At 66.6% G+C, this 13816-nt stretch carries 11 protein-coding genes; 4 read left to right on the top strand and 7 right to left on the bottom strand.

Annotated features, from left to right (window positions below; all coding sequences use genetic code 11):
• Positions 1-39: 39 nt before the first annotated feature.
• The 3 genes from FAS41_RS16400 to FAS41_RS16390 all read left to right on the top strand — a co-directional run bounded on the left by FAS41_RS16400 (position 40) and on the right by FAS41_RS16390 (position 3284).
• Positions 40-1215 (top strand): NAD(P)/FAD-dependent oxidoreductase, encoded by a 1176-nt coding sequence (locus FAS41_RS16400; protein ID WP_138524066.1) that lies wholly within the window; start codon positions 40-42, stop codon positions 1213-1215.
• Complete coding sequence (locus FAS41_RS16395; RefSeq protein WP_138524064.1) at positions 1212-2015, top strand: aldo/keto reductase; 804 nt, start codon at positions 1212-1214, stop codon at positions 2013-2015. Before FAS41_RS16400 ends, FAS41_RS16395 begins: the two co-directional genes overlap by 4 nt.
• A 357-nt stretch (positions 2016-2372) precedes the next feature.
• Positions 2373-3284, top strand: a complete 912-nt coding sequence (locus tag FAS41_RS16390) for a metal ABC transporter ATPase (protein WP_138524062.1) — start codon at positions 2373-2375, stop codon at positions 3282-3284.
• A gap of 121 nt (positions 3285-3405) precedes the next feature.
• Here FAS41_RS16390 and FAS41_RS16385 read toward each other — a convergent pair whose 3' ends face one another.
• From FAS41_RS16385 to msbA, 6 genes are all read right to left on the bottom strand, one after another.
• Positions 3406-4611 (bottom strand): acyl-CoA dehydrogenase family protein, encoded by a 1206-nt coding sequence (locus tag FAS41_RS16385; protein ID WP_138524060.1) that lies wholly within the window; start codon positions 4609-4611, stop codon positions 3406-3408.
• A 10-nt stretch (positions 4612-4621) separates the two neighbouring features.
• Entirely contained in the window at positions 4622-5905 is a 1284-nt protein-coding gene (locus FAS41_RS16380; RefSeq protein ID WP_138524058.1) for an acyl-CoA dehydrogenase family protein, read from the bottom strand.
• Between the two features lie 158 nt (positions 5906-6063).
• Positions 6064-7488 carry a bifunctional D-glycero-beta-D-manno-heptose-7-phosphate kinase/D-glycero-beta-D-manno-heptose 1-phosphate adenylyltransferase HldE gene (gene hldE / locus FAS41_RS16375; RefSeq protein ID WP_138524056.1) on the bottom strand — a complete coding sequence of 475 codons (1425 nt, stop codon included), beginning with the start codon at positions 7486-7488 and terminating at the stop codon, positions 6064-6066.
• An 87-nt stretch (positions 7489-7575) separates the two neighbouring features.
• Complete coding sequence (locus FAS41_RS16370; protein WP_138524054.1) at positions 7576-8988, bottom strand: PIG-L deacetylase family protein; 1413 nt, start codon at positions 8986-8988, stop codon at positions 7576-7578.
• Positions 8989-9154: 166 nt separating this feature from the next.
• Positions 9155-10051, bottom strand: coding sequence for a GNAT family N-acetyltransferase (locus FAS41_RS16365; protein WP_138524052.1), 897 nt, complete (start codon positions 10049-10051; stop codon positions 9155-9157).
• 22 nt (positions 10052-10073) lie between these two features.
• Positions 10074-11906: a lipid A export permease/ATP-binding protein MsbA gene (gene msbA, locus FAS41_RS16360; protein ID WP_138524050.1), complete on the bottom strand. Its 1833-nt coding sequence runs from the start codon at positions 11904-11906 to the stop codon at positions 10074-10076.
• 100 nt (positions 11907-12006) lie between these two features.
• Here msbA and FAS41_RS16355 point away from each other — a divergent pair, with 100 nt between their 5' ends.
• Positions 12007-12657 (top strand): lipopolysaccharide kinase InaA family protein, encoded by a 651-nt coding sequence (locus FAS41_RS16355; RefSeq protein WP_138524048.1) that lies wholly within the window; start codon positions 12007-12009, stop codon positions 12655-12657.
• On the opposite strand, the gene FAS41_RS16350 is transcribed toward FAS41_RS16355, so the two are convergent.
• A complete protein-coding gene (locus FAS41_RS16350) occupies positions 12641-13765 on the bottom strand; it encodes an O-antigen ligase family protein (RefSeq protein WP_138524046.1) in 1125 nt (374 codons plus the stop codon). The genes FAS41_RS16355 and FAS41_RS16350 overlap by 17 nt on opposite strands.
• Positions 13766-13816: the final 51 nt, after the last annotated feature.

Below are 13816 nucleotides of genomic sequence, written 5' to 3'. Positions count from 1 at the left end.
TTATACTGCGCGCCTTGTTTTCCCCTTCGAGGCGCTTTCATGTCCGAATCCCTGAGCACCGACATCCTCATCGTCGGCGGCGGTATCGCCGGTCTCTGGCTCAATGCCCGCCTGCGGCGCGCTGGCTTTTCCACCGTGCTGGTAGAAAACACTGCGCTGGGCGGCGTGCAGAGCATGCGCTCGCAGGGAATCATCCATGGCGGCACCAAGTACGCCCTGCACGGCGCGTTGACCGGCGCCTCCGAAGCCATCGCCGACATGCCCGCGCTGTGGCGCGACTGCCTGGCCGGCACCGGCGAAGTGGACCTGCGCGGCGTACGTGTGCTCTCCGACGCCCATTACCTGTGGTCCCCCGGCGGCCTGGCCGGCAACCTCACCAGCTTCTTCGCCAGCAAGGCGGTGCGCAGCCGCGTAGCCCAGGTGAAAGGCGGTGACCTGCCACCGGCCCTGCAGGACAAGGCCTTCAAGGGCAAGGCCTACCGCCTCACCGAACTGGTGCTGGACGTGCCCAGCCTGATCTCTCGCCTTGCCGAGCTGGCCGGTGACAGCCTGCTGGCCGGCGAACGCCTCGAAGCGTTGCGCGACGGCGGCAAACTGGTCGGGCTGCGCGTAGACGGTCGCGAAATCCGCGCTCAGCGCGTGGTACTCAGCGCCGGCGCCGGCAATGAAGCCTTGCTGCGCGAACTGGGACTGGAACGCCCGGAAATGCAGCGTCGCCCGCTGCACATGGTGCTGCTCACCGCCCCCACCCTGAAGCCGCTCTACGCCCACTGCCTCGGCGGCGGTCCGAAGCCTCGCGTCACCGTCACCACCCACCCGCTGAGCAACGGCGACTGGGTCTGGTACCTGGGCGGCGACATCGCCGAAGCCAGCGGCGTGGGGCGCAACGAGGCCGAGCAGATCGCCGAGGCGCAGCGCGAATTGCACAAGCTGGTGCCGTGGATCGATCTCTCCGCTGCCCGCTGGGCCACCCTGCGCGTCGACCGCGCCGAGCCCTCGCAGAACAACCTGCTGCGCCCGGACAGTGCCTTCCTCGCCGAGGACGACGCGCTGCTGGTCGGCTGGCCGACCAAGCTGGCCCTGGCGCCGAACTTCGCCGATCGTGTACTGGAATCCCTGGAAAAAGCCGGCATTAGCCCACAGGCAACAGCCGCCCTTCCCGAACTGCCACGCCCCGCCATGGCCCGCCCGGTGTGGGAGGAACTGCTCGGATGAAAACCCTGCATCACCTGCACCGCCCGCTGGGCAGTACCGGCCTGAGCGTCTCGCCGCTGGGCCTGGGCACTGTGAAGCTCGGCCGCGACCAGGGCGTGAAGTACCCCGCAGGCTTCCGCATCCCCGATGACCGCGAAGCCGCCGACCTGATCGCGCTGGCCCGCGACCTGGGCATCAACCTGATCGACACCGCCCCGGCCTACGGCCGCAGCGAGGAACGCCTCGGCCCGTTGCTGCGCGGTCAGCGTGACCAGTGGGTGATCGTCAGCAAGACCGGCGAGGAATTCGTCGGCGGCCAGTCGCAATTCGACTTCAGCGCCGCCCACACCCGTCGCTCGGTGGAGCGCAGCCTGCAGCGCCTGGAGACCGACTACATCGACCTGGTGCTGGTGCATTCCGACGGCAACGACCTGGACATCCTGCGCGGCACCGAGGTCTACGCGACCCTGGAGCGCCTGAAGGACGGAGGGCTGATCCGCGGCTTCGGCTTCTCCGGCAAGACCGCCGACGGCGGCCTGCTGGCCCTGGAGCGCGGCGACTGCGCGATGGTCACCTACAACCTCAACGAGCAGGCGGAAAAGCCGGTGATCGACCATGCCCAGACCCATGGGCGCGGCATCCTGATCAAGAAGGCCCTGGCCAGCGGCCACGCCACTCTCGCCCCCGGCGTCGACCCGGTGCGCGCCAGCTTCGAGCTGGTGCTAGGCCATCCGGGCGTGGCCAGCGCCATCGTCGGCACCATCAATCCGCTGCATCTGGCTCACAACGTGGCGATCGCGGCTGAGGTACTCGACCGCTGATCGACGGTCATGTGGATTACGTATTCCTGTGCCATGCTCAGATTCCCCCGGGGTCTCTCGGGGGCACAGAAACTGTCGCCAACCGGTGATTGCCAAGGAAATTCCTCGTGATCACCAAGCCTTTCAGGGAAAAATCCGGAAATCCTTTTGATTTTCGATGACACCAGGAGCGGTGTCAGGCTGTCTAGGTTGTAGCGACCCCGTAAAAAACGCTCGGCCGGACCGTCCCTCCAGACGGTCAGCGTTCGCGTCGGCGTCGCCCGCCAGTCAACCAACTGAAGGGACACGCCAACGCAACCCGGCGCCCTGTACGACCAGGCCCTGCAAGACCAGGCTCTGCAAGAAAAGGAAGCCCACATGCCCCGTACGCTCGCCCGCAAGGACCCGACCGCCTTCAAGACCCTGCCGCTGCTGGTGGAAGCCAGCCCGGAAGGTCTCGCCTACCAGACCCTCGGCAAGCCCCTGAACTTCGCCCAGGTCCTGGAAAAGCGCCGTCCCATCGAGATCCCCGAGACCGAACACTTCACCACCGAACTGGCCAACCTTGGCGTTTCGGTGCGTCTGACCCTGAACTACCAGGGCCGCGATCACTGGATTCTGGTTCGCCAGCGCCGCCTGGACCGTGGCGACACGGTGCTCAAGCTGATTTCCGGCTACGTGCCGGCCCACGAACTGAACCTGCCGCTGCTCACCGCGATCCAGGAAGTGGCCGAAGAATGCCTGGTGGAAACCGCCGACGGCTGGCTCGGCGGGCGCTTCGGCGACACCTGGCTGCCGACGCCCTACGAGGGCATCCTGCGCTACCGCGAGAGCAGCCACTTCTCCCTGACCCCGCTGTCCGGCGCCTCGCGCCCGGTGCAGGCCGGCGCGCTGCGCCTGCTGGAGCGCCCGCAGGCCTACGTGCACCTGCCAACGGCCTCACTGCAGCTGGTCTATGACCTGCGCATGGAGCTACCCAAGGATGCCCGCGAGGTCAGCCTGTTCCACGTCGACGAGAAACTCGAAAGCGGCCCGCTGGTGGCCCGCCTCGACCGTCGCCGCCCGGACATCTACCTGCTGCCACTGGACCACGGCCAGCCGACCGGCGAGCTGTTCACCCTGAGCAAGGGCGAGCTGAGCAAGGCCAGCACCCGAGGCCTGTGGCTGTCGGAGAGCTTTGCCGAGCAGGATGGCTGGCTCGTACGCGAGGAACGTATCCGCTTCCGCGAATGGATGGAGCAATGGCCGCCCGCCGCCGGCAATGCCGGCAGCGGGCGGCGCACGGCCTGAGGCCGTTATCTGTCCCAGCCGGCCTTGACCTGTAGGAGCGAGCTTGCTCGCGAACCGCCCAACGCCATCGTGCTCGGGGACGTTGTTCGCGAGCAAGCTCGCTCCTACAAGAGCCCTGCGCTCACTTAAGCTGGCTGGAACTCTTGCCCAGCAGCCGCCGCGCCACGATCAGCAACTGGATCTGCTGGGTGCCTTCGAAGATGTCGAGGATCTTCGAGTCCCGCGCCCACTTCTCCAGCAACTCCTCCTCCCCATAGCCCAGCGCCCCCGCCAACTCGACACATTTGAGCGTGACCTCGTTGGCGACCCGACCGGCCTTGGCCTTGGCGATGGAAGCCTCCTTGGAGTTGGGCAGGCGGTTGTCGGCCATCCAGGCGGCCTTCAGGGTCAGCAGGCGCGCGGCTTCCCATTCGGCTTCCAGGCGGTACAGCGTGGCTTCGACATGACTGGCCGTAAGCAGCGGTTGTCGATAGTCGAAGCGGCAGCCCGCCTTTTTCAGCAGCTCGCGGGTACGGTCCAGCGAGGACTTGGCCACGCCGATGGCCATGGCGGCGACCAGCGGACGGGTGTTGTCGAAGGTTTCCATCACCCCGGCAAAGCCCTTCTGCACGTCGATCTCGGCGTTGCCCAGCAGGTTGGCGGCCGGCACGCGGCAGTCGCTGAAGCTGATGGAGGCAGTGTCCGAGGCCTTGATGCCGAGCTTCTTCTCCAGGCGCGTGACGGTCATGCCGGGCGTGCCCTTTTCCACCACGAAGGACTTGATCGCGGCACGACCCAGGCTCTTGTCCAGGGTCGCCCAGACCACCACCGCGTCGGCGCGAGCGCCGGAGGTGACGAAGATCTTCTCGCCGTTGAGCACATAGTCATCACCGTCGCGGGTGGCGCTGGTGCGGATCGCTGCCGAGTCCGAACCACAGCCCGGTTCGGTGATGGCCATGGCCGCCCAGGTGCCGGAGAAGCGCTTGAGCTGCTCCTCGTTGGCCACCGCGGCGATGGCAGCGTTGCCCAGCCCCTGGCGCGGCATGGCCAGCAGCAGGCCGGTGTCGCCCCAGCACATTTCCATCACACCCAGGCAGGCGGAGAGGTTGCCGCCGTTCTTCACACCCTCCTCCGCTCCGGCCTTGCGCTTGCTGGCCGAGGTGGCGCCGACGGCGTCCGGCGAGCCGGCGTTCATACCGTCCAGCAACGCCGCCAGCAGGTCCAGCTCCTTGGGATAGGCGTGCTCGGCCTTGTCGTACTTGCGGGAGATCGGTCGCAGGTAGTTCTCCGCCACCTGGCGGGCCTGGTTCTGCAAGGTGCGGAATTTCTTTGGCGTCTCGAGGTACATGCAAGGCTCCTTACAGGTGCAGGCCGCCAGCCATCAGGCTGACGGCGCGCAGGTCGCGGTACCAGCGCTCGGCCGGGTGTTCCTGGGTGAAGCCATGGCCGCCGAGCAGTTGCACCGCATCGGTGCCGATCTTCATCGCCTTCTCGGCGCAAAGCAGCTTCGCCAGGTAGGCCTCGCGGTGGAACCCCTGCCCGCGTTCGGCCAGCGCGCAGGCGCGCCAGACCATCAGGCGCATGGCGTCCAGCTCGACGGCGATGTCCGCGACCATGAAGGCCACGCCCTGGCGATGGCTGATAGGCTCGCCGAAGGCCTCGCGCTCGTTGCAGTAGGTGATCACGTAATCGAGTGCTGCCTGCCCCGTGCCCACGGCCAGCGCACACCAGGCCAGCGCGGTGTGATCGACGAAGGCCTGGAAGTCGAAGCGCTCCGCCGCCAGCCGCTGCTCGGCCGGCACCTTCACACCCTTGAAGCGAACCCGCGCAGTGCCGGTGGCCTTCAGGCCCATGGCCGGTTCGGCGCGCACTTCAACACCCTTGGCACGGGTATCGACGAGGAACAGCGCCGGTCCGTCGCCGGCATCCGCCGCAACGATCAACTTCTGCGCATCCACGCCGCGCACCACCAAGCACTTTTCGCCGGACAGCGTGTAGCTCGAACCGCGCTTGCGCGCCTTGGTCGACAGCCGCAGCGGATCGGCCAGCAGTTGCGGCTCGTTGACCGCAATGGCGATCAACGGCGCGGCCTCTTCGGCGACGAAAGCCGGCAACCAGCGTGCCTGTTGCTCCGGCGAGCCCCAACGGCGAATGCAGTTGGCTGCCGACAACGGAACCAGCAGCGCGGCGGCCAGGCTCAGGTCGCCACGGGCAAGGGATTCGGCGATCAACGCATTGGTCACCACGGTGCGCTCGCCGGCCATGCCGCCGTGCACTTCGCTGACGCCATAGTGGGTCAGGCCCAGTTCCTGCGCCTGGGCCAGCAGCTCCAGGCTCAGGCCGGCCTTGGCGTCAGCCTCATGGGCAGCCGGGCGCAATACTTCGGCGGCGAAGCCTTCGAGCATCTCCACGAGCATCTGCTGCTCGTCGGACAGGGACAGGTCGAACAGCCCGTCCGGGTCGGCCTTGCGCGGCGTCTTGGGTTGCTTGGCGGCGCGCTCGCTGGCCAGCCGGAAGCCGGTGCGGCTGCCGTTGTAGAGCAGTCTTTCGAAGGGTTTGCGCAGCTTGAGTCGGTCCGGCCAGTCGGCCTGGGCGACACGGTTCAGCACGGCCAGGGCGCGGCCCTGCACGTCGGTGGTCATGGCATCTCGCTCCGCGGAGGGTGGATGCCTTGATCATGCGCTTCGACAGGGCGCAGGGACCATGACCGCTTTGCCGCCGGTCACTGGCAGAGCGGTCAGTGCATCGCCACAAACAAAAAGGGCGCTACCCGGTAGCGCCCTTTCTGGGGAGGAGAGGATCAGCCCTGGTGGCGAATCTTCTCCACGATGGCGGTGGTGGAGCTGTTTTCCACCAGGCCCAGCACGCGGACTTCGCCGCCGTAGGCCTTGACGATGTCGGCGCCGACCACCTGCTCGACACCGTAGTCGCCGCCCTTCACCAGCACGTCCGGGCGGACTTCGCTGAGCAGGCGCTCGGGGGTGTCTTCGGCGAAGCTGACGACCCAGTCCACCGCGCCGAGGCCGGCGAGTACGGCCATGCGGCGGTCGACGCTGTTGATCGGGCGGCCCGGGCCTTTCAGACGGGTCACCGAACCGTCGTCGTTGACCCCGACGATCAGGCGGTCGCCCTGGGCGCGCGCCTGCTCCAGGTAGGTCACGTGGCCGGCGTGGAGGATGTCGAAGCAGCCGTTGGTGAAGACGATCTTCTCACCGTGGGCGCGGGCATCCTCGATGGCCAGCAGCAGCTGGTCGAGGCTCAGCACGCCACGCTCGGAGCCCTGCTCGCGCTGCACCGCGCGACGCAGCTCCGGGGCGCTGATGGCGGCGGTACCGAGCTTGCCGACGACGATGCCGGCGGCCAGGTTGGCCAGGGCCACGGCCTGCGGCAGGTCCTCACCGGCAGCGATGGCGCCAGCCAGGGTGGAAATCACGGTGTCGCCGGCGCCGGTGACGTCGAACACTTCGCGGGCACGGGCCGGCAGGTGCAGGGCGCTGTGGCCGGGACGCAGCAGGGTCATGCCGTGTTCGCCTCGGGTGACCAGCAGCGCGCCGAGCTCCAGCTCGGTCATCAACTGCTGGCCCTTCGCAACGAGGTCGGCTTCGTCGGTGCAACGGCCGACGATGGCCTCGAATTCGGAGAGGTTCGGGGTGATCAGGCTGGCGCCCCGGTAGATGGCGAAGTCCTTGCCCTTGGGATCGGCCAGCACCGGGATGCCGCGTTTGCGCGCGGCCTGGATCAGCGCCTGGTGGTTCTTCAGCGCTCCCTTGCCGTAGTCGGAGAGCACCAGCACTCGGACCTGGTCCAGCAGCGCCTCGACGTCGGCAGACAAGGCCACGGCGTCGGTACGGAAAGCTTCCTCGAAGTCCACGCGCAGCAGCTGCTGGTGGCGGCTCATGACCCGCAGCTTGACGATGGTCGGCTGGCCGGCGATGCGCTGGAAGCGGGTGGTCACACCCACTGCCTGCAGGCTATCGCTCAGGCTGTCGGCGGCCTCGTCGACGCCAGTGACGCCAACCAGGAAGGCCGGAGCGCCGAGGGCGGCAAGGTTCAACGCGACGTTGGCGGCGCCACCGGGGCGGTCCTCATGCTGCTCGACCCGCACCACGGGCACCGGCGCCTCGGGCGAGATGCGCGAGGTCGCGCCGTGCCAGTAGCGGTCGAGCATCACGTCGCCGACGACTAGAACGGGGGCCTGATCGAATCGGGGCATGGTCAATTTCATGGGAACTCCGCAGGTCGAAATCGCCGCGGATAATACCATAGCCGCCCGCTGCGACTTGCGCCGGGCAGCAGGCGGTCAGCGTATGAGTTACGGCAGTTTGCGAACCCAGAACAGCTCGTGGCGGCGCACCGCCTTGCGGAAGAACTCGTCGTCGCCAGTGGCCGGCCATTGGCGCCCGGCCAGCACGCGCTGGATCAGCCGGCGCAGGCGCTTCTTGCCAGTCAGCGGGGTCTGCAGGTCGTGCTGCAGGGCCAAGGCCTGAGCCTTGTCGATGCGGGTCGCAGCGTCCAGCGTCGGGCTCCACAGTGGGTCGGCCGGCAACGGTTCGATACACGGTGGCAGGGCGATGCCCCCGTCCGCCGGCCCCATCGGCCAGCGGTCGTTGTCGTGCAGGTGGTTGGCGTAGAGCAGCAGGGTCTGTGGCTTCCAGCTGCTGCGCCCAATGGCCTCCAGCGTCGCGCGCGTAGCCTGGACGTGGTCGGCGTGGGGATCCAGCTCCGGATGGGCGGTGAGGATGACCTCCGGGCGGACGTGTTCGATCAGCGCGGTGAGGTCGGCCACCAGGTTGAGCCAGGTCGGTGCGCCGTCACTGTCACCCGGCAGCGCGAAGGGATTGAAGCCTCGCACGCTGCGGATGTCGATTTCGCCGGACTCCTTCGAGCCGAATGCCTGACTGGGCTCGGCGGCCATGGACGGTAGTTGCAGGCAGTAGTAGCCCAGTTGCACACAGCGCTCGGCTGGCACGCCGCCCCAGAGCGGCGCGGCAATGCTGTCCCAGGTGCGCAGGCGGCCCTTCAGGCGCGCCGCAGCGGCCTTGTCCAGACCCAGGCGCTGGTAGTGCTCGGCCTCGATCTCACCCTGGGTCAGGGTGACGATCCAGGCCTCCGGGCACCGGCTGTACTGGCCAAAGGCGGCCAGCTCGGCGTCGTCGGCGTGGGGCGCGATAACCAGCAGGCGCTGCTTGGCGTAGTCGGGATTGTGGAAGGCATGCAGCACGCCTTGCTGCGCCAGCCGGCAATGGCGGCTACGGATGCGCAGATGCCCGGAGCGCAGCGCTTCGCCCTGGCCGGAGAGATTGATGTAGCGCTTGCCGCTGACACCGCGCTCGAAGTCCTGACGGTCGTTCTCGACGCCCTCGACCAGCACCTGCGGGTCGAGCCAGCGACCGAGCAGCGACGCCTTGACGTCGATCTCCAATACCAGCGTTTCCTCGTTCTCCGGCAGCGCACCGGTGGCGACGTGCAGGCCGTGCGGGCCGAGGGACACCGGCAGGGCGATGGAGCCCTCGGGGAAGTCGTAGCGGTAGTCGTCGCGTGGCGAGTAGAAGAGGTGATCGGCGAACCACGCCTCATGGGCGACCCAGCCGAGCACCACGGCCAGCGGCACACTCCACCAGGGCGCGAAGATACCCAGCAGGATCAGCGCCAGCAGGGCGACGAGCAGGACCGCGCGCTTCTTGCGACGGTGCTGTTTGAGCAGATGCTGCTTGCGGGCGCTCATGTGCATCTCCGTGGAAACCGATCGCGGACGCAGTCCGCTCCTACGCACGGGCCAAGGCAACCCGTACACGAACTATAGGAGCGAGCTTGCTCGCGAACGGTGCTCCGCCTGGCACTGTCGTGGCAGGCGGTTCGCGAGCAAGCTCGCTCCTACGAAGAGCTTGAAGTCAGACCTGGAACACCGGCACGCGGTGGCACCAGCGGTCCTTGTACTCGCGGTCGGCGCGACCGAAGGAATAGCGCAGCGGTTTGCCCAGCGCCTCGGCCTCGGCCCAGGCCTCCTGGGTATTGACGAAACTGAGCACGCTGCCGGGGCTGAACTCGCGGTTCTCCGGAGCCACGCCGCCATTGATGTATTCGACGCTGACCCATTTCGGCGCTTCGACCCGATAGAGAATCTGGATCGCCACCGGCTCGCCGTCCAGGCGCACCAGCGAACCGCGCATGAATTCGCGCATCAGGCCGAACACCTCGGCCAGCCGTGCCTTGCCTGGCACCTCGAATTCCCAGCGGCGCTGGAACAGGTCGGCATAGATGCTCGCCTGTTCCTCAGGGCTCAGCTCGCTCATGGGCTGCAGTACCCCGCCCGCCTCTTCCAGCAGGCGCTGCTCACGGCGCTGGTTGTAGCGGAATTTCTTCGAGAAGTCGGCCGGGGCGCGGTTCATCGCCAGTTGCTCGGGCTGCTCGCGGGCGTCGCTGATCTGCTCGCGGTTGAGCTCGGAGAGGTAGCGCACCTGATGACGCAGCTCGATGCGCGCGCCCTCGGCGATGGGCAGGATGATCTCGGCATTGCCCAGGTCGAACAGCGCCTTCTTGCCCTCGCGCTTGAGCACGTCCTTGGACAGCGCCAGGTTGCGTCCCCAGGTCGGCACGGCGGCGAGCAGTTCATCGCCTTCGAACCAGCCCAGGTAGCGCACCGGAATGCCGGCCAGATGGGCGAGACGCTCGACCACCTCCGGGTGGGTGGCGACGCTGCCGCCGAAGCGCTGCCAGGCGGTGGCATAGTCGGCCGACGCGATGGGCGTCCAGCCGCGTTCGCGGAAGACTCGCAGGCGATTCAGCATGAACGGCAATTCCCCACTGCCGTCATACCGGTTGCTCGACCGCTGCTTCTTCGGTCCCGTCGACCGGATCGTCCGCGAACTGGCGAGCATGCAGGCGAGCGTAGTAGCCGTTCTGCGCGATCAGTTCATCGTGGGAGCCGCGCTCGACGATATGGCCCTGGTCCATCACCAGGATCAAGTCCGCCGCCTCGATGGTGCTCAGGCGGTGGGCGATGACCAGCGTGGTGCGACCTTCCATGACCTTCTCGAGGGCAGCCTGGATATGCCGCTCGGATTCGGTGTCCAGCGCCGAGGTAGCCTCGTCGAGGATCAGCACCGGGGCATCCTTGAGCAGTGCGCGTGCAATCGCCAGGCGCTGGCGCTGGCCGCCGGAAAGCATCACGCCGTTCTCGCCGACTTCGGTCTCGAAGCCTGCGGGCAGGCGGTCGATGAACTCGCGAGCGAAGGCATCATCGGCGGCCTTTTCCACCGCTTCGCGCGGTCGGCTGGCGAGGTCGCCGTAGGCGATGTTGTTGAGCACGCTGTCGTTGAACAGGTTGACCTGCTGGGTCACCAGCGCGATATGCCGGCGCAGGTTGCTCAGCTTGTAGTCTTCGACGTCGGTGCCATCGAGCAGGATCTGCCCGTCGCTGTGGTCGTAGAAGCGCGGGATCAGGTTGGCCAGGGTCGACTTGCCGCTGCCGGAACGGCCGACCAGCGCCACCATCTGGCCCGGCTCGACGCTGAAGTTCAGGTCGTTGAGGACCTTCTTCTCGGTGCCCGGGTAGGTGAAGCTGAGGTTCTTCACTTCGAGGCGGCCCTGCACACGGTCACGCTCGATGGTGCCGTTGTCCACCTCAGGCGGCTCGTCGAGCTGCTCGAAGATGCTCTCCGCGCCGGCCACGCCCTTCTGGATGGTCGAGCTGACTTCGGATAGCTGGCGGATCGGCTTGGGCAGCAGGCCGGCCATGGAGATATAGGCCACCAGGTCGCCGACGGTGGCATCGCCACGCAGCAACAGTACGAGGTACAGCAGTACCGCCATGGCGCTGTAGATCACCAGTTGCAGCATCGGCGTGTAGATCGCCGAAGTCTTGTTCATGCGCAGGTTCTTGCTGGTGTTCTCGTTGGTGACGTGGCGGAAGCGTTCGCGCTCGTAGGGCTCGCCGCCGAAGCTGCGGACCACGCGGTAACCCTGGATGGTCTCGGAGGACACATGGGTCACGTCGCCCATGGCCACCTGGATCTTCTTGCTCTGCTTGCGGAACTTGCGGCTGGCGCTGGTCACCATCAAGGCGATGACGGGCAGGATCGCCAGCATCACCAGGGTCAGCTTCCAGTTCATGTAGAGCAGGGAGAGGAACAGGAAGACCACGGTCATGCCTTCGCGGATCACCACCTTGATCGCGTCGGTGGCGGCGCCGGTGACCATGGTCACGTTGAAGGTGATGCGCGAGATCAGATGCCCGGAATTGTTGCTGTCGAAGTAGCGGTTGGGCAAGGTCAGCAGGTTGTTGAACAGCGCGATGCGCAAGTCCTGCACCAGACCCAGGGAAACCTTGGCGATGAAGTAGTTGCCGAGGAAGGACCCCACGCCTTGCCAGACAGCGATCAGCACCACCAGCAGCGGTACCGCATAGAGCAGCGAGAGGTCTCGCAACCAAGCCCAGGGCGCATTGGGGAACAGCTTGGCGTCCGGGTGGGCCAGGCCGTCGACGAAATACTTGAGGATGCCCGCCAGCATTGGCTGGGTCGCGGCGAAGATCAGGAAGCCGATGATGCTGAGCATGAACATGCCGATGTACGGACGCACATAGGACAGCAGTCGGAAGTAGATCTTCAGGCTCGAAGGAGCCTGGGGTTCTTTACCGGACATGTAGGAATCGCACGCTTAAAAGGTCGGCGATTATAACACAGCGCTCTCGTTTGCCCGGCGGCTGGGCTACTATAGCCGGCTATCGATTCAGGGATCCGTTATGCAAGACCTCGCCCTCTCCGCCTACGAAGCGCTGCGCGCCGGCGCCCAGGTGCTGGAAGCCGACAAGCATGGCGACAAGGTCCTGCGCCTGGCCGATGGCAACTTCCTGAAACTGTTCCGGCGCAAGCGGCTGATCTCCTCGGCAGCGCTCTATCCCTATGCGCAGCGCTTTGCCGACAACACCCAGACGCTGCAGCGGCTGGCGGTGCCCTGCCCGCAGATCATCGCGGTGTACCGCATTGCCGATATCGCCCGCGACGCGGTGCACTACCAGCCCCTGCCGGGCGACACGTTGCGCCAGGTGATCGAAGCGGGCGAGGCGGACACGCAACTGGCAGCGCAACTGGGCGAGCTGATCGCCGAACTGCATGATCAGGGCGTGTACTTCCGCTCGCTGCACCTGGGTAACGTGGTGAAGACCCCCGAAGGCACCCTGGGCCTGATCGATCTGGCGGACATGAAGAAACAGCGCCGGGCGCTGTCGCGCCAGCAGCGCAAGCGCAACTTCGCGCACATGCTGCGCTATACCCAGGATCGCCAGTGGCTGCTGGCCGGCAATGCCGACAGCTTGTCCGCGGCCTACCTCGCCCGCAGCCGAGTGCGCTGGTCGCTGCCCGAACTCCGGCAGTTCCTCAGTTCGGCTCCATAACCGCTGGTCGCACCTGAGGCCAGCGCTCCAGGCTCAGCCCCAGCAGAATCACCACCCAGGGCATCAGCCACATGGCACGCGTGCGCTCCCACAGGCTGAACACGTCGAACTGCATGGCAACGCTGGAGAACACCCACAGCAGCATCACCGACAGGCCCAGCGCCCGCGAGCGGCTGCGCCAGGCGTTGTAGCCGATCGCCCCCCATAGGGCCAGGAACGCCAGCAGAGCCGGCACACCGTACTGGATCGCAGTATGTACGGGGAAATTGTGCGCCCCGTTCTGGTACACGGAGCTCCCGCTGGTCACCGAATAATCGGACCCCAGCCCAACCCCGAACCAGAAATGCTGCTGGATCTGCGGCCAGGCATTGCGCAGCAACTCGAAGCGCTCGGCATCTCCGCGCTCCATCAGACCCGGCTCGACGATAACCAGTGCCGCCCCACCCACCAACAGGAGCAAAGGCAGCAGCTTGGCTATCCGCCCTGGCACCAGGCTCAAGCTGAAGATGGCCGTGACCATCAGCGCCAGCAATGCCCCGCGACTTCCGCAGAGCACCACGTAGACAAGCGATGCGGCCAGCAGCAGCACCCAGGGCAACTGCGACCAGCCGCGGCGCGGCAGCAACGGCACGCATAACACCGTGACGAAGGCGATCGAGTAGGCCGCCGCATTGGGGTTGTCGAGGAAGCCGCCAAACCCGTTCAGGCGCCCCATTCCGAACGCCGGGGCGAACAGCAGTGCCGCCACGCTGTAGAAACCGACCACGAGCGCCAGCGATAGCATCGTCAGGCGCAGCCGGCGCTCGTCCGCGCGGGCCCAGAGCACCCAACCGAAGATGAACAGCATGAACAGCGAAACACTCTTGAGTTGCCCCAGCGGCTTCCCCGATGTCGACCAGAGCAGCGAGAGGACCGCCCAACCGAACAGCGCCAGGAGCACCCACATCTCCCGGTGAGCCCGCAGCAAGTGGCCAAGCTCTTCGCGGCGAGCGATGCACAACCACAGCGATGGCACGTAGACGAACAACGCAACCATCTGGAAGTAGAATTTCATGCTGGGCGTCAGCATCACGCCCGCGATGGTCCACAGTACGCCGATACCCAGCATTGCCTCGGCTATCCGGCTTCCCCGGCGCTGTGTCACGCCAGTGGGAGTTAC

The sequence above is a fragment of the Pseudomonas nicosulfuronedens genome, assembly GCF_005877905.1.
Classification (GTDB): Bacteria; Pseudomonadota; Gammaproteobacteria; order Pseudomonadales; family Pseudomonadaceae; genus Pseudomonas; species Pseudomonas nicosulfuronedens.
Note: the sequence above shows the minus strand (reverse complement) of the source record. Positions and strands in the feature narration are given on the sequence as shown.